The sequence below is a fragment of the Nocardiopsis sp. LDBS1602 genome, assembly GCF_035818715.1.
GTDB lineage: Bacteria > Actinomycetota > Actinomycetes > Streptosporangiales > Streptosporangiaceae > Nocardiopsis > Nocardiopsis alba.
Window position 1 is genome coordinate 48,781 of record NZ_JAYLVW010000011.1, and the last position, 20,936, is coordinate 69,716.

The 20,936-nt window shown below is 71.1% G+C and carries 18 protein-coding genes; 14 read left to right on the forward strand and 4 right to left on the reverse strand.

Going from position 1 to position 20,936, the window contains the following annotated elements; translation table 11 throughout:
• Positions 1-420 precede the first annotated feature (420 nt).
• Positions 421-741: an antibiotic biosynthesis monooxygenase family protein gene (locus tag U9J66_RS23440; RefSeq protein WP_014908423.1), complete on the forward strand. Its 321-nt coding sequence runs from the start codon at positions 421-423 to the stop codon at positions 739-741.
• 82 nt (positions 742-823) lie between these two features.
• Here the strand turns inward: U9J66_RS23440 and U9J66_RS23445 are convergent, their stop codons facing one another.
• On the reverse strand, positions 824-1,507 hold the full coding sequence (locus tag U9J66_RS23445) for a GntR family transcriptional regulator (RefSeq protein WP_017535018.1): 684 nt from the start codon (positions 1,505-1,507) through the stop codon (positions 824-826).
• Positions 1,508-1,642: 135 nt separating this feature from the next.
• On the opposite strand from U9J66_RS23445, the gene U9J66_RS23450 reads away from it, so the two are divergent.
• The 13 genes from U9J66_RS23450 (at position 1,643) to U9J66_RS23510 (ending at position 17,648) form a co-directional block, all read left to right on the forward strand.
• Positions 1,643-2,827 (forward strand): CaiB/BaiF CoA transferase family protein, encoded by a 1,185-nt coding sequence (locus U9J66_RS23450; protein ID WP_017535019.1) that lies wholly within the window; start codon positions 1,643-1,645, stop codon positions 2,825-2,827.
• Positions 2,827-3,705: an HpcH/HpaI aldolase/citrate lyase family protein gene (locus U9J66_RS23455; RefSeq protein ID WP_017535020.1), complete on the forward strand. Its 879-nt coding sequence runs from the start codon at positions 2,827-2,829 to the stop codon at positions 3,703-3,705. The genes U9J66_RS23450 and U9J66_RS23455 overlap by 1 nt, the downstream gene beginning before the upstream one ends.
• 388 nt (positions 3,706-4,093) lie before the next feature.
• Positions 4,094-5,437, forward strand: coding sequence for a TRAP transporter large permease subunit (locus U9J66_RS23460; protein WP_017535021.1), 1,344 nt, complete (start codon positions 4,094-4,096; stop codon positions 5,435-5,437).
• 58 nt (positions 5,438-5,495) lie between these two features.
• Positions 5,496-5,762, forward strand: coding sequence for a membrane protein (locus U9J66_RS23465; protein WP_017535022.1), 267 nt, complete (start codon positions 5,496-5,498; stop codon positions 5,760-5,762).
• Positions 5,763-5,960: 198 nt separating this feature from the next.
• Entirely contained in the window at positions 5,961-6,560 is a 600-nt protein-coding gene (locus U9J66_RS23470; RefSeq protein WP_014908729.1) for an RraA family protein, read from the forward strand.
• Between the two features lie 42 nt (positions 6,561-6,602).
• Positions 6,603-7,370: an IclR family transcriptional regulator gene (locus U9J66_RS23475; protein ID WP_026125085.1), complete on the forward strand. Its 768-nt coding sequence runs from the start codon at positions 6,603-6,605 to the stop codon at positions 7,368-7,370.
• Between the two features lie 131 nt (positions 7,371-7,501).
• Positions 7,502-8,275, forward strand: coding sequence for an NAD(P)-dependent oxidoreductase (locus U9J66_RS23480; RefSeq protein WP_017535024.1), 774 nt, complete (start codon positions 7,502-7,504; stop codon positions 8,273-8,275).
• A gap of 165 nt (positions 8,276-8,440) precedes the next feature.
• Complete coding sequence (locus U9J66_RS23485) at positions 8,441-9,826, forward strand: nitrate/nitrite transporter (protein ID WP_326338771.1); 1,386 nt, start codon at positions 8,441-8,443, stop codon at positions 9,824-9,826.
• On the forward strand, positions 9,823-11,958 hold the full coding sequence (locus tag U9J66_RS23490) for a molybdopterin oxidoreductase family protein (RefSeq protein WP_326338772.1): 2,136 nt from the start codon (positions 9,823-9,825) through the stop codon (positions 11,956-11,958). The genes U9J66_RS23485 and U9J66_RS23490 overlap by 4 nt, the downstream gene beginning before the upstream one ends.
• Positions 11,955-13,397: an FAD-dependent oxidoreductase gene (locus U9J66_RS23495; RefSeq protein ID WP_326338773.1), complete on the forward strand. Its 1,443-nt coding sequence runs from the start codon at positions 11,955-11,957 to the stop codon at positions 13,395-13,397. Before U9J66_RS23490 ends, U9J66_RS23495 begins: the two co-directional genes overlap by 4 nt.
• Positions 13,398-13,606: 209 nt before the next feature.
• Entirely contained in the window at positions 13,607-16,117 is a 2,511-nt protein-coding gene (nirB, locus tag U9J66_RS23500; RefSeq protein ID WP_326338775.1) for a nitrite reductase large subunit NirB, read from the forward strand.
• Positions 16,114-16,485: a nitrite reductase small subunit NirD gene (gene nirD, locus U9J66_RS23505; RefSeq protein WP_326338777.1), complete on the forward strand. Its 372-nt coding sequence runs from the start codon at positions 16,114-16,116 to the stop codon at positions 16,483-16,485. The genes nirB and nirD overlap by 4 nt, the downstream gene beginning before the upstream one ends.
• Positions 16,482-17,648 (forward strand): uroporphyrinogen-III synthase, encoded by a 1,167-nt coding sequence (locus U9J66_RS23510; RefSeq protein WP_326338778.1) that lies wholly within the window; start codon positions 16,482-16,484, stop codon positions 17,646-17,648. The genes nirD and U9J66_RS23510 overlap by 4 nt, the downstream gene beginning before the upstream one ends.
• Positions 17,649-17,709: 61 nt before the next feature.
• Here the strand turns inward: U9J66_RS23510 and U9J66_RS23515 are convergent, their stop codons facing one another.
• From U9J66_RS23515 to U9J66_RS23525, 3 genes are all read right to left on the reverse strand, one after another.
• Positions 17,710-17,964: a hypothetical protein gene (locus tag U9J66_RS23515; protein WP_234305847.1), complete on the reverse strand. Its 255-nt coding sequence runs from the start codon at positions 17,962-17,964 to the stop codon at positions 17,710-17,712.
• 2 nt (positions 17,965-17,966) lie between these two features.
• Positions 17,967-19,313 carry a TRAP transporter large permease subunit gene (locus tag U9J66_RS23520; protein WP_326338779.1) on the reverse strand — a complete coding sequence of 449 codons (1,347 nt, stop codon included), beginning with the start codon at positions 19,311-19,313 and terminating at the stop codon, positions 17,967-17,969.
• Positions 19,314-19,401: 88 nt separating this feature from the next.
• Complete coding sequence (locus tag U9J66_RS23525; RefSeq protein WP_161110225.1) at positions 19,402-20,757, reverse strand: NAD(P)-binding domain-containing protein; 1,356 nt, start codon at positions 20,755-20,757, stop codon at positions 19,402-19,404.
• Between the last annotated feature and the right edge of the window lie 179 nt (positions 20,758-20,936).

Below are 20,936 nucleotides of genomic sequence, written 5' to 3' on the forward strand. Positions count from 1 at the left end.
GTCGAGAACGGTGCGTGTAAACGTTTACATGATAGGAAACGACAACACCAGGGGTACAGGGCACAGAAGTTCACAGGGGTGCCGGAGAGGGCGCCGGGCCGGTGGGTACGGGCTTTCCGGCGCCGACGTGCTTCCGGTCACATCCCTCCGGGGGTGGGGGAGGCTCCCCCTCTCGCCTCACCGGCACCGCGGCCGGGATCGACTCGCCCACGTACGCTGCGTGCCGTCCGACCTGCGACGTCGTATCCTGTCCGAGCCCGCCCTCGACCCCCGCGACCGGCGTCACGACCCCTGGGCGGAGCTCGGCGCACCCCTCGGCGGCCCCGGACGGCTTCCCGGTCGTCACGGAACGTGTTCGAACATGCTCGGATCACGCGTGGAGATCGCGGGTCACGGTGAAGACGACACAAGGAGCCCGCCATGGCCGTCATCGATACCGATCGCGATCTCGTCGCGCTCATCAACACGTTCACGGTCGAACCCCGTGACCAGGAGAGGCTGGTGGAACTCCTGCACGAGGCGACGGAGGACGTCATGCGCCACTTCCCCGGCTTCGTCTCGGCCAACGTGCACGTCGGCCTCGACGGCACCAAGGTGTGCAACTACGCGCAGTGGGAGAGCGAGGAGCACTTCACCAAGGCGATCGAGCACCCGGACGCCCAGCCGCACTTCACCCAGTGCAGGGCGATCGCGACCTCCGTGTCCGCGCTGTACCGGCTGCGGTTCACCGAGGGCGGATGATCGAGGAGGGCGCTCCGGGCCCGGGCCCGGAGCGCCCTCCGTTCGGGTGCCGTCCGACCGGCGGCGTGGTCCTGGGGAGGCCCTAATCGGAGCCGTTCCCCCCGGGGGAGGCCAGGATGTGCTCGGCCATCAGGCGCTCGGCCTCGGCCCCGTCCCTCTGAGCGAAGGCCTCCAACATCCGCCCGTGCGCGTTCAGGTACAGGGTGGCCCTGGCCGGATCCTTCCAGCGCGAGACGGTCTCCAGGATGGGGTTGTTGCGCCGTAGGGAACGGACATGTCCACCCAGGAAGGCGGGGCCTCCCACATCGGCGACCATCTGGTGGAACAGGTGACTGTCCCGGGCCAGATCCTGTGAGTCGGCCGATTCGCGTCCGGAGACCATGCGGTCGTGCACCTCCGTGAGCTCGGCCAGCTGGGCGTCGGTGATCCGCTGGGCCGCCAGGCGCGCGCTCAGACCCTCGACCGCCGCGCGCAGCTGTCGGAGTTCCTCGGCCGCCTCGACGCCGAGCGCGGAGACGGTGGCGCCATGGTGCGCGCGGTAGGTCACCAGGCCGTCACTCTCTAGGCGGCGCAGCGCCTCGCGCACGGGGGTGATGGAGACCCCGAGACGGGTGGCGACCTCGTCCTGGTTGACGGAGGCGCCGGGGGGATGGACCCCGTTCACGATCTCGTGTCGCAGCGTCTCGTGGACGTACTCGGCCTTGCTCGTCGGGGGGCGCCCGGTGCGCGGGAGCCCCGCCGTCTCCCCGCTACCAGAGGCGGACAAAAGAGGACCTCCCTGTCGACACGATGTTCATGGAACCAAGCTTAGAGGCCCGGCGCCCCCACCCCGCCGGGGTCCGGGTGGTTCGTCGGAGGCGACCCCCTTGCGCCTGTTTATATATCTTATAGGTTGTTTGATATGAGATCACTGAGCAACCTGAAGGTCGTCGACGCTGCCACGCTCTTCGCGGGTCCGATGGCCGCCACCTACCTGGGTGACTTCGGGGCCGAGGTCGTGAAGGTCGAGCACCCCCGTCGCGGCGACCCCGCCCGGGGGCACGGGCCCACCAAGAACGGGGTCGGGCTCTGGTGGAAGATGCTGGCCCGCAACAAGCGCACGACCACGCTCGACCTCTCCCGGCCCGAGGGGCAGGAGGTCGCGCTCCGTCTGCTGGACGAGGCCGACGTCCTCATCGAGAACTTCCGCCCCGGCACCCTCGAACGCTGGAACCTCTCCCCCGAGACGCTTCTCGAACGCAACCCCCGGCTCATCATCGCCCGCGTCACCGGGTTCGGGCAGAAGGGGCCGATGGCCCACCGTCCGGGCTTCGGCACCCTCGCCGAGGCCATGAGCGGCTTCGCCTCCATGACCGGGCAGCCGGACGGTCCGCCCACGCTCCCACCCCTGGCCCTGGCCGATGGGATCGCGGCGCTGGCCGTGGCCTACGCCGTCATGGTCGCCGTGCACCACCGTGAGGAGACCGGTAGGGGCCAGGTGATCGACCTGGCCATCATCGAGCCGATCCTCACGGTCCTCGGCCCCCAGCTCACCGCCTACCACGCGACCGGGGCGATCCCGGAGCGGACCGGCAACCGGTCCACCAGCAACGCGCCCCGCAACACCTACCGGACCCGGGACGGCCGCTGGCTGGCGATCTCGACCAGCGCCCAGTCCATCGCGGAGCGCGTGATGCGCCTGGTGGGCCGCGAGGACCTGGTGGACGAACCCTGGTTCGCGTCCGGCCGCACCCGCTACGAGCACGCCGACGAACTCGACGAGGCCGTGGGTGCCTGGATCGCCGCGCGCGACGCGGACGAGGTGATCGAGGAGTTCGACCGGGCGCAGGCGGCCATCGCGCCGATCTACGACGCGTCCGACATCGCCACCGATCCGCAGTACCGGGCCCTGGAGACGATCGTGCACGTCCCGGACGACGAGCTCGGGAGCGTGGCCGTCCAGAACGTGCCCTTCCGTATGTCCGAGAGCCCCGGCGAGATCCGGTGGGTGGGTCCGCCCAAGGGCCGTCACACCGACGAGGTGCTGGCGGAGCTCGGCTACTCCGAGGAGGCCCGGACCGGGCTGCGCGAAGCGGGGGTCATCTGATGAGCGCCGTACAGACGCCCCTGGTCACGTGGCTCTACGTGCCCGGCGACCGGCCCGAGCGCTTCGCCAAGGCGATGGCCTCCGGAGCGGACGCGGTCATCCTGGACCTGGAGGACGCGGTCCTGCCGCCGGTCAAGGACGCGGCCCGGCGCCACGTGCGGGACTTCCTCGAGACCCGCCGCGCGGAGCCGGTCGGCGACGGGGCGCGGGTGCACGTCCGGGTCAACGCGCCGCACAGCGAGTGGTTCGCGCTCGACGCCGCCGCTGTGGCGGCGGGGGGAGCGGACGGGGTCCGGGTGCCCAAGATCGAGTCGGCGGAGGACGTCGACCTCGTCGTCGAAGCCGTCGGTGAGGGCGTGCCCGTGGACTGCCTCCTGGAGTCCGCGCGGGGGGTGGAGAACGTCTCGGAGATCGCGGCGCACCCCGCCGTGCGCTCGTTGGCCCTGGGCGAGGCGGACCTGACCGCCGAGCTGGGGCTCAGGGGCGACGAGGCCTTCTCCTGGCTGCGGACCCGCATCGTCGTCGCCTCGGCCGCCGCCGGGCTGGCGGCACCGGGCATGGCGGCCTACATCGAAGTCCGGGACACGGAGGGCCTGTACCGCTCCTGCCTGCGTGGGCGAGACATCGGACTCTTCGGCCGGACCGCGATCCACCCCCGCCAGGTGCCGGTGATCCGGCGGGCCTTCACCCCCTCCGAGGAGGAGGTGTCCCGTGCCCGCCAGATCGCGGAGGCGGCCGAGTGCGCCTCCGTCGGGTCGGCCCGCGGAGGCGGCGCGATCGCCCTGGCCGATGGTCGCTTCATCGACGCGCCGGTGGTGACGGCCGCCCTGCGCACACTCGCCCTGGCCGAGAGCATCGCCGAACGGGGGGCGGACTGAGGTCAGGCCCCGTCCCCTGAGGCGGGACGGTCCGTTTCCCACCCCCGCCTCAGGGCCCCGAAGCGCCCCGCTCGCCGAACGAATCGCGGTGGGGTGCGCCACGCGTGCCTGGAGCGTGCCCTCGGTCATGTGCGTGGTGTGACCGCTTCATCGCAGGTCAAGAGATTTCCGGCCAACGGTTGACGTTCGACGTAACCTGGGACACACTTCACACAGCGAACTTAAACTTCACTGTTTGAAACGTTGTTTCATTCAGGTGAAAAGTGTCGACATGCGGGCGAGGACGACCTCCCCATCGGGCCGACCGTTCGATTCCTCCGAGCGGTGCGCGCCATCGCCGGCGTAATCCGCGACGCCGTCCCCACATCACCGAGCTCGGGAGCCTCCCATGCCCTCTGCACTCTTGGCCTTGGCCGCCTTCATCGCGGTCATCATCGTCTGGAGCGCCGTCTTCAAGAGGAACATGGGCGAGGCCATGTTCCTCGGCTTCATCGCCACCTGCCTGTTCGCGGGAGGGGACTTCTTCGGAGCGATGGTCTCCGGTCTCGTGAACACCACCTCGAACGAGGTCATCTACGCCGCGCTGGCCTTCGTGTTCATGGCCTACATGATCGAGCGCACCGGCCTCATCAACAAGATCCTCGACATCCTCAACGCCGCCTTGGGGCGACTACGGGGCGGCCCCGCCTACGTGGACATCGTGGCGTCCGGAGTGATGGGGGCGCTGTCGGGCTCCAACTCGGGCAACGTCGCCTCCACCGGTTCGGTCACCGGGCCCTGGATGGTGCGCAACGGCTTCAGCCGGGCGCGCGCGGCCACGATCCTCGCGGGCAACGGGGGCATGGGCGCAGCCCTGCCGCCCAGTTCGTCCATGGTGATCATGCTCGGCTTCGCGGGCGCGGCCGTCTCGACCGGGGACATCTACCTGGCCCTGCTGGTCACCGGTCTCTACCAGGTTCTGCATCGCCTCGTGGTGGCGTTCGCCTTCATCCGGGTGGACGGCGTACGGTCCGCGGAGGATCAGGCCCGTCTGCCGTTCGGTCGGGTGTGGCGCACCGGCTGGCCCGCCACCCTCATCTACCTCGGGGCCCTCATCCCGATCGCGGTGACCACCGGTCCGCTCTCGGAGTACCTGGGCTCGCCGGACCGCCTCGGGGACGCGCTCGGTGACATCTCGCTCATCACCTGGATCCCGATCCTGATCATCCTCATCGCCGCCATCGTCGGCCGCCGTGAGCTGCCGGGGAGCGCGCGCCAGTGGTACGACTTCGTGCTCGCGGCGATGCCGCGCCTGGGCACCATCGGCGCGCTGCTGATCTTCGCGATGGCCGCCAGCGGTGTGCTCGCGGACCTCGGCCTGGCCGAGGACGTCGAGCAGGTGCTGGGCTACTTCAACGCCGGGCCTTTCCTCATGGTGGCGTTGACCGTACTCCTGATCGCGATCGTCTCCATCCCCTTGACATCGACCGCCGCCCTCACCGCCGTGGGCCAGGTGTCCTTCCTCAGCCTCGTCGCCGTGGGTGTGGATCCGGTGATCGCGCTGGTCGTGCCGCTGGTGGCCGCCTCGACCGAGGGGTCCTCTCCGCCCTCCGCGCCGATCTTCATCGCCTCGGGGATCGTGCAGGTCAAGGCGGAGAAGACCTTCGTTCCGCTGATCCTGTTCTACCTCGTGCCCATCATCCTCCTGGCCTGCCTCGTGGGCTGGGGAATCCTGCCCATCTTCGTCGTCTGATCCACCGCGGTCCCAGGCGGGTGGCACGGCCATCCGCCCGAACAGAAAGGGGCACACGATGTCCGAACGCAAACAGTCGCCGCGCCACCTCGCGCTGAGCATCCTCCGGGTCCTCTTCGTCGCGACGTTCGCCGCGTTCTTCCTCGTCGCGATCCTCATGGTGCTGGGGCAGCTGGTGGGGACCCTCCTGTCGCTGCCCGGGCTCGTCAGCGCGGCGTCCGACCACCTGCTGGTCCCCGCGGTGACCCTCGCGTCCACCTTCGGCGTCATCGCGTTCCTGGCCTCCTACCTCCAGAAGGACGACCAGGAGACCCCGGCGGCCTGACCCGCCGGTCCTCCCACTCGCTGAGGCGGGGCGCGGCCCGATCCAGGGCGGGCGCCCCGCCTCGAACCATCACCAAGAGTCACGATTCGTGTGTGAGGAGCTGTCAATTTTTCATACATTGACAATGAACTTCGCTAGGTGAAATGTTAGACGTGTCGCTGAACATACTCGGCGGCTCGCACCCTCGAAAGGAATCCCATGACGGGACAGACCACGCCCCTTCCCGAAGACCTGTACCGCCGCCTGGGATCGCTACCCGCGGCCAACGTCGGTGACGTGCTCGACCGCCTGTACGTGGCCGAGGCCGCCATCTCGACCGTCTGGAAGGGCGCGAAGGTGGTGGGACCGGCCTTCACGGTGATGACCGCCGGGGGCGACAACAAGCTCATCCACGAGGCGATCGACACCGCGGCACCCGGTGACGTCCTCGTGATCGACGGCCAGGCGGTCACGCACAGGGCCCTGCTCGGCGACCTCATGGGCAGACGCGCCAAGGCCCGAGGGCTCGCCGGGTTCGTCGTGGACGGAGCCATCCGCGACGCCGACGACCTCGGCGCCATCGGCTTCCCGACCTGGGCGCGCGCCGTCACCCCGGCCGGCCCCTACCGCAACGGCCCCGGCCTGCTCCAGGTGCCGGTCTCCGTGGGCCGTGTGGTGGTCAACCCCGGTGACGTGATCGTGGGCGACGACGACGGGGTCACCGTCATCCCTCGACACCGTCTGGAGGAGATCGTCGCGGCGGCCGAGGCCAAGCACGCCGGCGAGGAGGAGGCTCGGGCCAGGATCGCCGCCCTGTAGCATTTGCGGGACATCCAGCTCCAGAGTCTGAGGGGTTCCGCAGTGGCCACAGAGTCGTCGGGTCAGCCCACGGTGCGCAGTGTGGAGCGTGCCCTCGACGTCCTGGAGGCCCTGGAGCGCAGCGAGACTCCGCTGCGTCTGGTGGACCTGTGCCGCCTGGTGGACCTGCATCCGGCGACCGTGCTCCGGTCGCTGGCGGTACTCCAGCGCAGAGGCCTCGTGGTCGCGGAGAACCAGACCTACCGCCTGGGTGTGGCCGTGCTGCGCATGGCCCACGGGTTCCTGGTCAACGACCGGCTCACCCGGCAGTCCCGGCCCGTCATGCAGAGTCTGACCTCGGTCACCGGGCTGACCTCCTCCCTCTACGTGCGCAGCGGTTTCGAGCGCGTGCTCGCGGCGCGGGTCGACGGCAGCCCTCAATTGCACTACCAGGTTCCGATCGGCCGCTGGTTCCCCCTCTACGTGGGGTCCGGCAAGGTCATCGCGGCCCACCTGCCCAAGGACGAGCGGGACGCCGTGGTGGCGATGTCGGAAGGGTGCGCGAACGCCTCGGGAGAACCGCTCGATCCCGAGCGGGTGCGCCGGGAACTGGAGGACATCGATAAGGACGGCTACAGCCTGACCATCGGTGAGCGCGACGTCGCCGTCGCCGCCGCGGCCGTCGCCGTCACCGGCCCGACCGGGGAGGTGCTCGCCGCCCTCTCCGTCTCCGGGCCTTCCGAACACACATCCCGGGACCGCCTGCGTCAGGCCGTCCCCGAACTCCGAAGAGCAGCCTCCGCCCTCAGTGGGCGGCACCCCCTTCCGTGATCCGGCCCAGCGCCCGACCCCGTATCGGGAACGCCGCCCGCCGGACCACGGCGGAGCGGCGACCGGACCGAGCGGGCGCACTCGTGCGCGGTCCCGGCCCGTCGTCGGCTCCCACACGACGAAAGGTCACCATGCGCATCACCGTCATCGGCCTGGGTGAGGCCGGAAACATCTACGCCACCGCGCTCGCCGGAGCGGGCCACGAGGTCACCGGCTTCGACCCCGGCCCCACGGACACCCCCGAGGGCGTCCGGCGCGCGGAGTCCGCCCACGAGGCCGTGGCCGGAGCGGGCATGGTGCTGGTGCTCACCTCCGCCTCCGTCGCTCCCGCCGTCGCGGACAGCGTGCTCGGAGCGCTCGCCCCGGACACCGTCTACGCCGACCTCACCTCCGCCACCCCCGACGTCATGAGGTCTCTCGGCGAGAAGGTCCAGGCCACCGGGGCCCGGTTCGCCGACGTGGCCATCCTCGGCCCGATGACGATCGGAGGAGCCGCCACCGCCCTCATCGCCAGTGGTCCGGGCGCCCCCGAGGTCGCGCGGGTGTGCGCGTCCCTGGGCGCCGACGTGGAGGTCCTGCCCGGAGAGCCGGGCGAGGCCACGGCGCGCAAGCTCCTGCGCAGCTCCCTGATGAAGCCCCTCGCCTCGGTGGTGTGCGAGGCCGTCGTGGCCGGTAGGGCCGCGGGGGCGGAGGAATGGGTGCGCGAACAGGTGGCCTCCCAGCTCACGGGGGGCGCGGAGCTGGTCGACCGCTTCCTCAGTGGGACCGTCAAGCACGCCTCCCGGCGCAGTGAGGAGGTGCGGGCCACCGCCGAATTCCTCGATTCCCTCGGCGTCCCGAACGAGATGACGACCGCCTCGGAGCAGACCCTGCGCAGACTCGCCGTCAACGGCGAGCAGGGTTGACGGAGACCCCGGACGGATCATCCGTCGCCGACGGACGCGCTCACCACGGCCGTGCTCGCCGGGTGAGCCGGCCGTCTCTCGTGTTTCACGGACGGACATCTCCGGGCAACACGGCCTTCCTACCCTCGGTAGGGTCGACAGCCGTCGAGTAGGAAGGCACCGGACGTGACCTCTGAGACAGGCCGACGCGCGCCGCGCGCGGTCGGGGACCGGATCTCCCACTGGGACCCCGAGGACCGGCGGTTCTGGGAGGAGACGGGGCGCCACGTGGCCCGCCGCAACCTCTGGGCCTCCATCGCCTCCGAGCACATCGGCTTCTCGGTGTGGAGCATCTGGTCGGTGCTCGTACTGTTCATGATCCCCGAGCACGGCTTCTCCACCACCCCCGAACAGAAGTTCCTGTTGCTGTCGGTGGTCACCCTGGTCGGTGCCGTCCTACGAGTGCCCTACACCCTGGCGGTGCCCGTCTTCGGCGGACGCACGTGGACCGTCATCGCGACCTTGGCGCTCATCGTCCCCACGGTCGCCGCGTTCTTCCTCGTCCGGAACCCCGACACCCCCTTCTGGCTACTCCTGGTCCTGGCCGCCACCGCCGGTGTGGGCGGCGGAAACTTCTCCTCCTCCATGGCCAACATCAACTCCTACTTCCCCGAGAGGGAGAAGGGGTGGGCCCTGGGACTGAACGCCGGTGGCGGCAACATCGGGGTCGCCACCGTCCAGCTGGTCGGCCTGACCGTCATCGCCCTGTTCACCACATCGGCGGGCCACCTGGTCCCGCTCTTCTATATGCCCTTGATCCTGCTGTCGGTCTGGTGGGCCCACCGATCCATGAACAACCTCGTCCACCCACGTGGTGAGACGGACGCTCACCTGTCGGCCGTCCGTGACCCCCACTTCTGGATCATGTCGTTGCTGTACGTGGGCACCTTCGGCTCGTTCATCGGCACCGGTTTCGCCTTCGGTCTGCTGCTTCAGGCCCAGTTCGGCCTGGAACCCGTCCATGCCGCGGGGATCGCGGTCCTGGGCCCGGTCGTGGGTTCCCTCGTCCGCCCGGTCGGAGGAAGACTGGCCGATTCCCTGGGCGGGGCCCGCGTCACGCTGTGGGTGTTCACCGCCATGGCCGCCTGCGCCGCCGTGCTCGTCCTGGCCGTTCAGACCGGTCGGGCACCCCTGTTCATCGGGACGTTCGCGGTGATGTTCACCCTCACCGGACTGGGCAACGGCTCCACCTACAAGATGATCCCCTCCATCCACGCGGCCCGCGCCGAGGACGCCGTCGCCGCCGGTGAGTCCCGGGACCGGGCCCTGGCCCGCGCCAAACGCGTGGCCTCCTCCATGCTCGGCCTCATCGGCGCGGTCGGCGCTCTGGGGGGCGTGGGCATCAACGTCGGTTTCCGCGAGTCCTTCGCCGCGACCGGTTCCACCGCGCCCGCCTTCCTCGCCTTCGGCGCCTTCTACCTTCTCTGCGCGCTGGTCACCTGGGCCGTGTACATGCGTCGCCCCGCGCGCCCCGCCCTCGCCGTCGAGAACGTCGGGGCCACGGCCCGATGACCATCACCCACTGCCCCTACTGCGCGCTCCAGTGCGCCATGCGCCTGGAGCGGGGGCCGGAGGGACGTCCGGCCGTCCGCCCGGCCCCCTTCCCCACCAACCGGGGTGGACTGTGCCGCAAGGGATGGACCGCGGCCGAGGTCCTCACCGTCCCCGACCGGCTCACCCGCCCCCTGCTGCGGAAGGACCGCGACTCCGATCCGGTCGAGACCGACTGGGACACCGCCCTGGATCACGTCGCCGAACGCCTCATGGCCCTTCGCGCCGCGGCCGGCCCCGACTCCGTCGCCGTCTTCGGCGGTGGCGGCCTGACCAACGAGAAGGCCTACACCCTGGGCAAGTTCGCCCGCCTGGCCCTGGCGACCTCCCAGATCGACTACAACGGCCGCTTCTGCATGTCGTCGGCGGCGGCCGCGGGCAACCGGGCCTTCGGCCTGGACCGGGGCATGCCCTTCCCCCTGACCGACGTCGCCGAGGCCGACGTGGTCCTGCTCGCCGGGGCCAACCCCGCCGAGACCATGCCGCCGATGATGGGACATCTGTCCTCGCCCGCCCTCATCGTCATCGACCCGCGTCGCTCGGCCACCGCCGAGGTCGCCCTCGATCGGGGCGGCCTCCACCTGGCGCCCCGTCCCGGCACCGACACGGCCCTGGCCCTGGGGCTACTGCACGCCGCACGTGTACAGGGCCGGTGCGACGAGGAGTACCTCGCCGAACGCACCACCGGGTTCGACGCCGCCTGGGAACACGCCGCCGCCTGGTGGCCCGAACGCACCGAACGTGTCACCGGCGTACCCGCCGCCGACATCCGTGCCGCCGCCGACCTGCTGGGCCGGGCCGCCCGAGACCACGCCGCCTACATCCTCACCGGGCGCGGCACCGAACAGCACTCCAAAGGGACCGACACCGTCTCGGCCTGGATCAACCTGGCCCTGGCCCTGGGACTACCGGGCCGTCGGGGCTCGGGCTACGGGTGTATCACCGGTCAGGGCAACGGCCAGGGTGGACGCGAGCACGGCCAGAAGGCCGACCAGTTGCCCGGCTACCGGCACATCGAGGACCCCGAGGCCCGTGACCACGTGGCCCGGGTGTGGGGTGTGGAGCCCGACTCCCTGCCCGGCCCGGGGCGTTCGGCCTTCGAACTCCTCGACGCCCTGGGCACCCCCGACGGGCCACGCGCCCTTCTGCTGTTCGGCTCCAACCCCGTGGTCTCCGCCCCCGATTCCGCGCGTGTACGTGCCCGCCTGGACTCCCTGGATCTACTGGTGGTGGCCGACTTCGTGCTCTCGGAGACCGCCGCCATGGCCGACGTGGTCCTGCCCGTGGCCCAGTGGGCCGAGGAACGCGGCACCATGACCAATCTGGAGGGGCGGATCCTGCGCCGTGAGAGGGCCACCGCCCCGCCCGACGGGGTCCGGACCGACCTGGAGGTCCTCTCCTCGCTGGCCGCACGGCTGGGACAGCCGGCCGATCGCTTCCCCACCGACCCCGACACCGTCCTGGCCGAACTCGGACGGGCCTCCGCCGGAGGGGCCGCCGACTACTCCGGGGTCACGCCCGAACGTCTGGCCGACGGTCAGGCGCTGTACTGGCCGGTGCGCTCACCCGAGGAGTCCACACCCCGTCTCTTCCTGGACTCCTTCGCCCACCCCGACGGACGCGCCCGCCTCGTCCCGGTCGACCATCGGCCCCCCGCCGAGGAGACCGATCCCGGCCACCCCCTGGTGGCCACCACGGGCAGGCTGATGGGCCACTACCAGTCCGGGGCCCAGAGCAGGCGTGTGGCCGAACTCGACGCCGCCGAGCCCGAGGCGTACGTGGAGGTGCACCCAGCCACCGCGGCCCGTGTCGGGCTGGCCGACGGGGATACGGCACGGGTCGTCTCCCGGCGTGGGCACACCCTCGCCCGCGTGCGTCTGACGCCCACGGCCCGCCTGGACACCGTCTTCCTGCCCTTCCACTTCGCGGGCGAACAGTCCGCCAACAACCTCACCCATCCGGCGCTGGACCCCACCAGCCGTATGCCCGAGTTCAAGGTCAGCGCCGTGCGTCTGGAACCCGCCCCGCCGGACCGGAGCGGCCGAGGCGTTCCGGAGGAGACCGGCGCTCCCACACCCGGAGGTCACGGTTGAACACCCTCCAGAACACCTCTCCCCGCCGGATCGTGGTCGTCGGCAACGGCATGGTCGGTGCCCGTTTCGCCCAAGAGGTCGCCCGTCTGGACCCGTCCGGAGAACACGTGCGGGTGAGCGTGGTCGGAGCGGAACCCCACACCGCCTACAACCGGGTCCTGCTCTCCGGTGTGCTCGCCGGGGACCACACCGCCGAACGGATCCGGCTGCCCGTACCCGAGGGGCCGGGGATCACCGTGCGCACCGGTACGGCCGCCACGGACCTGGACACCCGACGACGCGTCCTCACCCTGGACGACGGTTCCCGCCTGCCCTACGACGAACTCGTCCTGGCCACGGGGGCACGCGCCGTGCTTCCTCCGGTCCCGGGCGTGCGCGCTTCGGAGGGAGGACCGGGGGAGGGGGTGGGCGTCCTCCGTGACCTGGAGGACTGTCGGCGTCTGATCGCGGTGGCCCGCCCCGGCGCTCCCATGGTGGTCCTGGGCGGAGGGGTCCTGGGGCTGGAGATCGCACGCGGCCTGGTGGGCCGAGGGGTACGGGTGTCGGTGGTGGAGGCCTCGCCCTGGATCATGTGCCGCCAGATCGACCGAGCGGCCGCGGGCATCCTGGCCGACCGTTACGCCGCCCTGGGCGTGACGGTCCACTCCGGTCGGACCGCCGTCCGCTGGACCCCCGGCTCCGGACTGGAACTGGACGACGGCCGGGTCCTGCCCGGCGACGCCCTCGTGGTCGCGGCCGGGGTGAGAGCCGACACCGACCTGGCCGCCTCCGCAGGGATCGAGGTCGATCACGGTGTCGTGGTGGACGACCGCATGGCCACCTCCGACCCGCGTGTGCACGCCATCGGAGACTGTGCCCGCCACCCCGGCGGCGGGGCCGGGCTCGTCCAGCCGGGTTGGGAACAGGCCGCGGTCCTGGCCGAACGCCTGACCGGCACCGCACCGCACGCGACCTACACCGGAGCCCGACCGCTGACCCGCCTCAAGGCCGAGGGCATCGAGCTGACCGCGTTCGGCCGGGTCCACGAGGAAGAGGGCTCTCCGAGCGCGGAGACGGTGACGATCAGCGACCCCTACGGCGGTCGCTACGCCAAGCTGACGGTCCGTGAGGAGAAGGTGGTGGGCGCGGTACTGCTGGGCTTCCCCGAGGCCGCCGCCACCCTGGCCGGACTCTACGACACCGGCGACCCGGTGCCCTCGGACCGGCTGGCCCTGCTCCAAGGAGCGCCCCTTCCCGCCTCGGGTCTTCGGGAGGCACGGGACGCGCCGGTGTGCCGCTGCAACGCGGTCGGCCGTATCGAGATCGAACAGGCGTGGCTGGACGGGGCCCGCACCCGAGAGGACATCGCCGAACGCACCCGCGCCACCACCGGCTGCGGTGGATGCGTGCGCGAGGTACGGGCCGTGCTGGAGGGGATGCGCAGCGCCCCGGCGGGGTGATCCGTCGGGGTCGCCGCCTCGCGACCGCGCGCCCGGGGCCGGCCCCGGGCGCGCCCGCCGTGACGACACGCCCCCGTGACATCACACGCCCTCGAACCGCGATGGCGGCACAACGAAACCACCGCGTCACACGCGGCCGACCCGACGGAAACACTCGAGAGGTTGTCTGGGATCCGTCCGCCCCCGTAGCAGGAGGAGCCGCGCACACCATGGAAGAGATCGTCGTCGTCGGCAACGGCATGGTCGGCCACCGCCTCGTCGAGGCCCTCCGTGACCGTGACACCGATCGTCACCTGCACGTCACCCTCGTGGGAGAGGAACCTCGCACCGCCTACGACCGGGTGGCCCTGTCCTCCTACTTCGACGGCGCCGACGCCCACGACCTCTCCCTGGGAGATCTCTCCGGCCCCACCGTCGACGTGCACGTCGACGAACGCGTCACCGCCATCGACCGCGACGCCCGCACCGTGACCACCGCCCGCGGCCGTGGACTGCGCTACGACCGTCTGGTCCTGGCCACCGGATCCACCCCCTTCGTGCCGCCCGTCCCCGGCCACGACCTGCCCGGCTGCCACGTCTACCGCACCATCGAGGACCTGGACGCCATCATCGCCTCCGCCCGCGACGCCCGCACCGGCGTGGTCGTCGGCGGTGGGCTCTTGGGGCTGGAGGCCGCCAACGCCCTGCGCCTGCTGGGTCTGGAGACACACGTGGTGGAACTCGCCCCCCACCTGATGCCCGCGCAGATCGACCAGGGGGCCGCCGCGCTGCTGCGCGCCCTGGTCACCGATCTGGGCGTCCACGTCCACACCGGTACCGCGTCGACGGCCATCGAGGCCTCCCCCCAGGGGAGGGCGGCCCGCCTGGTCCTGGACGGAGGAGACCGCCTGGACACCGACCTCGTCGTCTTCTCGGTCGGCGTCCGTCCCCGCGACGATCTCGCCCGCGCGGCCGGGCTCCGGATCGGCGAACGCGGCGGCGTCGTCATCGACGACACCTGCACCACCGACGACCCCCGCATCCACGCCATCGGCGAGGTCGCCGAGCACCGCGGCACCGTCTACGGCCTCATCGCCCCGGGCAACGCCATGGCCGAGGTCGTCGCGGACCGTCTTCTGGGCGGGGAGGCCGTCTTCACCGGAGCCGACACCTCGACCAGGCTCAAACTCCTGGGCGTGGACGTGGCGAGCTTCGGCGACGCCCACGGCCGTACCCCCGGGGCCCTGGACGTGGTCGTCAACGACGCCGCGGGCGGCCGCTACGCCAAACTCGTGGTCTCCGACGACGCGGGAACCCTGCTCGGCGGCGTCCTGGTCGGCGACGCCTCGGCCTACTCCGCCCTGCGCCCCCTGGTCGGTTCCCCCCTCCCCGGCGACCCGCTCTCCCTGATCACCCCCGAGGGCGGGGCCGACCTGGGCGCCGACTCCCTGCCCGACCACGCGCAGATCTGCTCGTGCAACGCCGTCACCAAGGGCGCCCTCTCCCGGGTCATCGCCGATGGAGACCACGACGTCCCCGCTCTGAAGGCCCGTACCGGGGCGGGCACCAGCTGCGGCTCGTGCGTGCCCATGCTGAAGCGGATCCTCGCCCGGTCCGGCATCGAACAGTCCAAGGCCCTGTGCGAGCACTTCACCCGTTCGCGCGCCGAACTCGTCGAGATCGTCCGCTCCACCGGCGTCTCCACCTTCTCCGCGCTGATCGCCTCCCACGGCACCGGACACGGATGCGACGTCTGCAAACCCGCCGTCGCGTCGATCCTGGCCTCACTGGGCAACGGTCACATCCTGGAGGGCGAGCAGGCCACCCTCCAGGACACCAACGACCGCTACCTGGCCAACCTCCAGCGCAACGGCACCTACTCGGTCGTACCTCGGATCCCCGGCGGCGAGATCACCCCCGAGCGGCTCATCGTCATCGGCGAGGTCGCTCGCGACTTCGGCCTGTACACCAAGATCACCGGCGGGCAGCGCATCGATCTCTTCGGCGCCCGCCTCGAACAGTTGCCCGCGGTCTGGGCGCGTCTGGTGGAGGCCGGTTTCGAATCCGGACACGCCTACGGAAAGGCCCTGCGCACCGTCAAGTCCTGCGTGGGCACCACCTGGTGCCGCTACGGGGTCCAGGACTCGGTGGGTCTGGCCATCCGCCTGGAGGAGCGGTACCGGGGTCTGCGCTCACCCCACAAACTCAAGTCCGCCGTCTCCGGATGCGCCCGGGAATGCGCCGAGGCCCGAGGCAAGGACTTCGGGGTGATCGCCACCGACCAGGGGTGGAACCTGTACGTGGGCGGCAACGGCGGCTTCACCCCCCGCCACGCCGAACTCCTGGCAGGCGACCTGGACGAGCCCACCCTCATCCGCTACATCGACCGGTTCCTGATGTTCTACGTGCGCACCGCCGACCGGCTTCAGCGCACCGCGCCCTGGATCGAGTCCCTCGAAGGCGGCCTGGACCACCTGCGCGACGTCGTGATCGACGACAGCCTCGGGATCGCCGCGGAACTGGAGGAGGCCATGGAACGCCACGTGGCCTCCTACACCGACGAGTGGGCCGCCGTCCTGGCCGACCCCGAGAAGCTCTCCCGGTTCGTCTCCTTCGCCAACGCCCCCCACGCCCCCGACCCCACCATCGACTTCACCACCGTCCGCGACCAGCCCGTGCCCGCCGGCGCGTCCGTGGACCTGGGCATGCCCGCCCGTCGACCCCAGGAGGGACCACGATGATCACCGCCACCGTCCAGCCGACCACGACCTGGATCGACGCCTGCCCCGCGCACCTGCCGGGGGTCGAGGACGGAGTGGCCGTCCTGCTCCCCGACGGACGCCAGGCGGCCCTGTTCCGCACCCGTGACCATCGCCTGTACGCGGTGGACAACATCGACCCCTACACCGGGGCCGCCGTCATCTCCCGAGGTATCGTCGGCGACCGGGCGGGGGAGCCCACCATCGCCTCTCCCATGCTCAAGCACGTCTTCTCCCTGTCGACCGGGCGCGGCCTGGACGACGAGCACACGTGCCTGACCACCTGGCCCGTACGACGGAGAGGCGCCTCGGTGCAGATCGCCGTCCGCACCGAGGAGGGGACCCCGTGAACACGGTCCCCACCACCCTCGACGACACCGTCTCCGCGAGCGGGGCCACGCCCTCCGGGCCACTGACCGGTTTCACCGTGGCCGTGACCGCCGCCCGCAGAGCCGAGGAGATCGGCGCCCTGCTACGCCGCAAAGGGGCCCGGGTCGTGTCCGCCCCCGCTCTGCGCATCGTCCCGATCAGCGACGACCGACGCCTGGCCTCGGTCTCCGACGAACTCGCCCGTCGCCCCGCCGACATCGTCGTGGCCACCACCGGCATCGGCTTTCGCGGTTGGATCGAGGCGTGCGAGACGTGGGGCGTCGCCGACCGGCTCCTGACCGGGATGCGCGGTTCACGTCTCCTGGCCCGAGGCCCCAAGGCCCGCGGCGCCCTCCGCGCGGCCGGTCTCACCGAAGAGTGGTCACCGAACTCGGAATCCTCCGCCGAGGTCCTGGACCACCTGCTCGCCCAAGGTGTCCGAGGCCTGCGCGTGGCGGTCCAGCTGCACGGTGAACCGCTGCCGGACTTCACCGCCGCACTGCGCCTGGCCGGGGCCGAGGTGATCGAGGTCCCCGTCTACCGCTGGGTCGAGCCGGAGGACACGGCCGCCCTGGACCGTCTCATCGAGACCGTCGTCTCCGGGGGAGCGGAGGCCGTCACCTTCACCAGCGCCCCCGCCGCGGCCGGACTGCTCGCCCGGGCCCACGCCACCGGCCGCCGGGCCGACCTGGTCCACGCCCTGCGCGGCGACGTCCTGGCCATGTGCGTGGGGTCGGTCACCGCCCGCCCGCTCGTGGCGCACGATATCCCCACCGTCAGGCCCGAACGCGCGCGCGTCGGCGCCCAGATCCGCAGGCTCGCCGAGGAGTTGCCGGCCCGGTACCCCACTCTGGAGGTGGCCGGGCACCATCTCCAACCGCGAGGTCACGCCGTCCTGGTCGACGGCGTCGCCCGCACGCTCTCTCCCACCCTGATGCGCGTCATGAGAGCTCTGGCGCATCGCCCCGGGCAGGTCTTGGACCGGGCCCGGCTGCTCACCTGCCTGGGCGAGGACGCCGACGCCCACGCGGTGGAGGCCGCCATCGCCCGACTGCGCACCGCTCTGGGCGACCCCCGGATCATCCGGACCGTGGTCAAGCGCGGCTATCGGTTGGCCCTGGACGCTCCCGACCGCGACCTCTGACCCCGACACCGGGAAGGGCGGGGCGGGTGACGGCGCGCCCCGTCCCGCCCTTCCCGGACCCTCAGTCGTCCTCGGACTCCGGCTCCTCCGGCGCGAGGTAGTTGCAGATGAAACCGAGGACACCGAAGGTCGCCGCCGCGCCGACGCTCGGCACGAACAGCAGGTCGGAGGCGCCGGTCACCCAGTCCGGACGTTGGGTGAGGACTCCGGCCATCTGCCCCAGGACCAGGAGCGCTCCTAGTGCCAGGCAGCAGACGAGACCGACCTTGAACAGCGCGCGGACCACGCCGAAGGTCCGGGGCTTGAGAGCGAGCATGGTCATACCCCCAGGACCGGAAGGACGCCCCAACCGATCAGACAGCCGATCAGGAAGATCGGGATCATGTAGTAGACGATGAGCGGCAGGAAGGTGCTCTCCGGCCGTGCCCCGGTCAGACCCGCGGCGACGAAGATCGAGCCGGAGGCGGGAGGGGAGGCCCCTTCGGTGGAGGCGAACACCAGGATCGCGATGATCGCGAGGAGAGGGTCGACCCCCACGCCGACCAGCGCGAGGAAGGAGATCTGACCGACCGCCGTCAGGGTGGCCGTGGACGAGAGCGGACCGGCGACCAGGGTGATCACCAGGCCGACGACGACCACCATCACGGTGGAACCGACGGGCAGGGACTCCAGGATGACGTTGACGTCCTCCGCCAGGCCCAGGCGCCCCAGGATCTCGCTCGCGGAGATCGCGAAGAACAGCAGGGCGCCGATGGTCGCGAACTTCGGCAGGGCGCCGTCCAGAAGACGGGACCAGCCGCGCACCGTCCGCGGGAGACGGTCCCGACCGGCGATGAGCGAGAAGCCGATGATGAGGATGGGGATCCAGGTCAGCAGGGAGATGTCGCCGACCGCGTCGCCCAGTGGCGTGGCCTCGGTGAGGTAGGTGGCCAGGGGGCCCACGGTGACGGCGATGGGGATGAGGGCGCCGAGGAAGATCGTCAGCGCGCCGGCCCCCTGACGCAGCGACGTACGCATCGGCACCAGGTCGTGCTCGTCCACCCTGGGGACACCGTCACGGCGGACGAAGTACGTGACCAGACCGATGCGCAGCAGGATCTGGTACAGCCCGGCGATCAGGAGGCCCAGATACACCTGGCCGGTGGTGACCATCCCTCCGGCGAAGCCGATCATGATGACCATCGACGCACTGGGTGGCAGAGCCGCGCCCATCCCGCCGTTGCCGGCGAGCACGGTGGCCGCCCGCGTGGGGGTCCACCCGGTGCGCACCATCCAGGGGCCGGTGAAGGAACCGCTGGAGGCGGTGTTCGCGGAGTTGGAGCCGGACAGGGCCCCGAAGACGGCGGAACCGGCCGTGTCGATGAACGCGGGGCCGCCCCGGAGGCGTCCGAAGGCGGAGTTGAGGATGGCCAGGATCTTCTGGATCAGCCCCGTCGTGTCGATGAGGTAGGCCATGAACACGAAGGCCAGGGCGGCGTAGAGCACGTCGTGGGTGAGGGCGTCGGCCAGCCCTCCCAAGAGGTACTCCGGGGCCCGTGTTCCGGCGAACAGGGCGGTGACCACGAGTCCGAGCAGCATGGCCTCGCCCATGTTCCGCTTGAACACGACGTTCCACACGATGATCACGGCGATGAACGCCGCGAGGGCTAGTAGCGCGATCGGCATGGGTCGACTTTCGGTGGAGGGGAACTCTGGTGCCCGTGGACGGGCGATGTGTCGCTTCGGGGGAGCGACCGGGTGGGGGAGGGGATCGTCACGCGCGTTCCCTCCGAATCGCCTCGCGGCGTTCGGCCTCGTCGGCCAGGACGAGCCGGGCGGCGGCAAGGGTCCGCTCGGCCTCCAGGCGGGGCACGACGAACACGCCGTCCCCGTCGGCCACCACGATGTCCCCCGGGGAACAGACCGCGCCGCCCACCGCGATGGTGCGACCGATGTGGCCCGGCCCGTCCTTGTAGGGCCCCGCGGGAGAGATCGCGGCGGACCAGACGGGGAAGCCGAGTTCGCGCAGTTCGTCGGCGTCGCGGACCGCTCCGTCGATCACCATCCCGCGTACCCCCTTGTTGATGGCGCGTTCGGCGATGAGCTCGCCCAACAGCGCCCGGGAGTCGTCGCCCCCTCCGTCCACGACCAGGACGTCGCCGGGGCGGGCGACGGTCAGCGCCTCGTGCAACGCGCGATTGTCACCGGGCCGTGTCCGCACCGTCAGGGCGCGCCCCGACAGCCGGGCCCCGGCCCAGACGGGCCTGATCCTGGAGGACAGGAAACCGAGCCGGTCCCGCGCGTCCCCGATGGCGGCGGTGGGGATCGTCGCGTAGGCGTCGATCAGTCGTTCGTCGGGGTGGTCGGTCACACGCGCCAGGTACCGGTGACGGTCGGCCGCGCCCGTGCTCACCGGGGCCTCCACGTGGAGTTCGTCCAGCAGGGCGATGCTGGCGTCCAGCTCCTGGGAGCGCCGCACTGCGTGCAGCCGTGTCCCGTTGTCCAACCGCTCGAGCGCGGCGGTCCCGTCCGTGAGGGCGGCGGCCACCTGCTCGCGCATCCACTCCTCCTCGCCCGCCGCGCGTCCGGCGTCCAAGGCCTCGGTGATCAGCGCCCCCAACCCCTTCATGAACACGCTGCGCAGCAGCTTGCGTCCCGACGCGGCGCCCACGGTCTCGCCGATCGGCTCGGCGTTCGCGCCCACGACCCGGAGCATCCGAGCGGCCTCTTCGGCGGCGGGGCCCGCGAGGAGGATGTCGACCTTCGACCCGAACTTGACGACCGAACCGATGAGGGCCCCGTCGACCACGCGGGCCGCACCATCGACAGTACGTGCCACATCCGTCTTGACCTGCGGTGAGGCCGCGTTGAGGTCGATGTAGACGGCGTCGGACCGCAACGCGGGCGCGGCTTCACGGGCGACGGAGACCGCGTGGGCGGCCGTGGCCAGGCTCAGGACCACGTCCGCCCCGGCCACCGCCTCCGCGATCGAAGAGGCCCGATCGACGCCCTCGGGGGTCCGCACCGTGCTCGCGGGGTCGAAGCCGATGACCAGCTGACCGGCGGCGGCGTAGGCCTCCGCGAAGATCGCGCCGGCTTCGCCCAGTCCCAGAACGGCTACCTTCATCATGCACCAGCTATCATTGAGTGATAGTTTATCTTGTTGATTGATAGGGAGTGTGACCTGTGGCTCTCTCGGCTGTCAACCTCCCGGAAACCCCTCCGCTACCTTGGAGGGAACGGAGGCGAGCCGGATCGCCGTATTCCACGGGCTTGGAGGTCATCGCCCGGGGCGAGGAAATCCTCAGA

Bases quoted from the DNA above. Each gene is read 5' to 3' on its own strand.
- nirD (WP_326338777.1), top strand. From the start codon at position 16,114: ATGATCACCGCCACCGTCCAGCCGACCACGACCTGGATCGACGCCTGC.
- nirB (WP_326338775.1), top strand. From the start codon at position 13,607: ATGGAAGAGATCGTCGTCGTCGGCAACGGCATGGTCGGCCACCGCCTC.
- U9J66_RS23525 (WP_161110225.1), bottom strand. From the start codon at position 20,757: ATGATGAAGGTAGCCGTTCTGGGACTGGGCGAAGCCGGCGCGATCTTC.
- U9J66_RS23490 (WP_326338772.1), top strand. From the start codon at position 9,823: ATGACCATCACCCACTGCCCCTACTGCGCGCTCCAGTGCGCCATGCGC.
- U9J66_RS23470 (WP_014908729.1), top strand. From the start codon at position 5,961: ATGACGGGACAGACCACGCCCCTTCCCGAAGACCTGTACCGCCGCCTG.
- U9J66_RS23440 (WP_014908423.1), top strand. From the start codon at position 421: ATGGCCGTCATCGATACCGATCGCGATCTCGTCGCGCTCATCAACACG.
- U9J66_RS23480 (WP_017535024.1), top strand. From the start codon at position 7,502: ATGCGCATCACCGTCATCGGCCTGGGTGAGGCCGGAAACATCTACGCC.
- U9J66_RS23465 (WP_017535022.1), top strand. From the start codon at position 5,496: ATGTCCGAACGCAAACAGTCGCCGCGCCACCTCGCGCTGAGCATCCTC.
- U9J66_RS23520 (WP_326338779.1), bottom strand. From the start codon at position 19,313: ATGCCGATCGCGCTACTAGCCCTCGCGGCGTTCATCGCCGTGATCATC.
- U9J66_RS23460 (WP_017535021.1), top strand. From the start codon at position 4,094: ATGCCCTCTGCACTCTTGGCCTTGGCCGCCTTCATCGCGGTCATCATC.
- U9J66_RS23515 (WP_234305847.1), bottom strand. From the start codon at position 17,964: ATGCTCGCTCTCAAGCCCCGGACCTTCGGCGTGGTCCGCGCGCTGTTC.
- U9J66_RS23450 (WP_017535019.1), top strand. From the start codon at position 1,643: ATGAGATCACTGAGCAACCTGAAGGTCGTCGACGCTGCCACGCTCTTC.
- U9J66_RS23455 (WP_017535020.1), top strand. From the start codon at position 2,827: ATGAGCGCCGTACAGACGCCCCTGGTCACGTGGCTCTACGTGCCCGGC.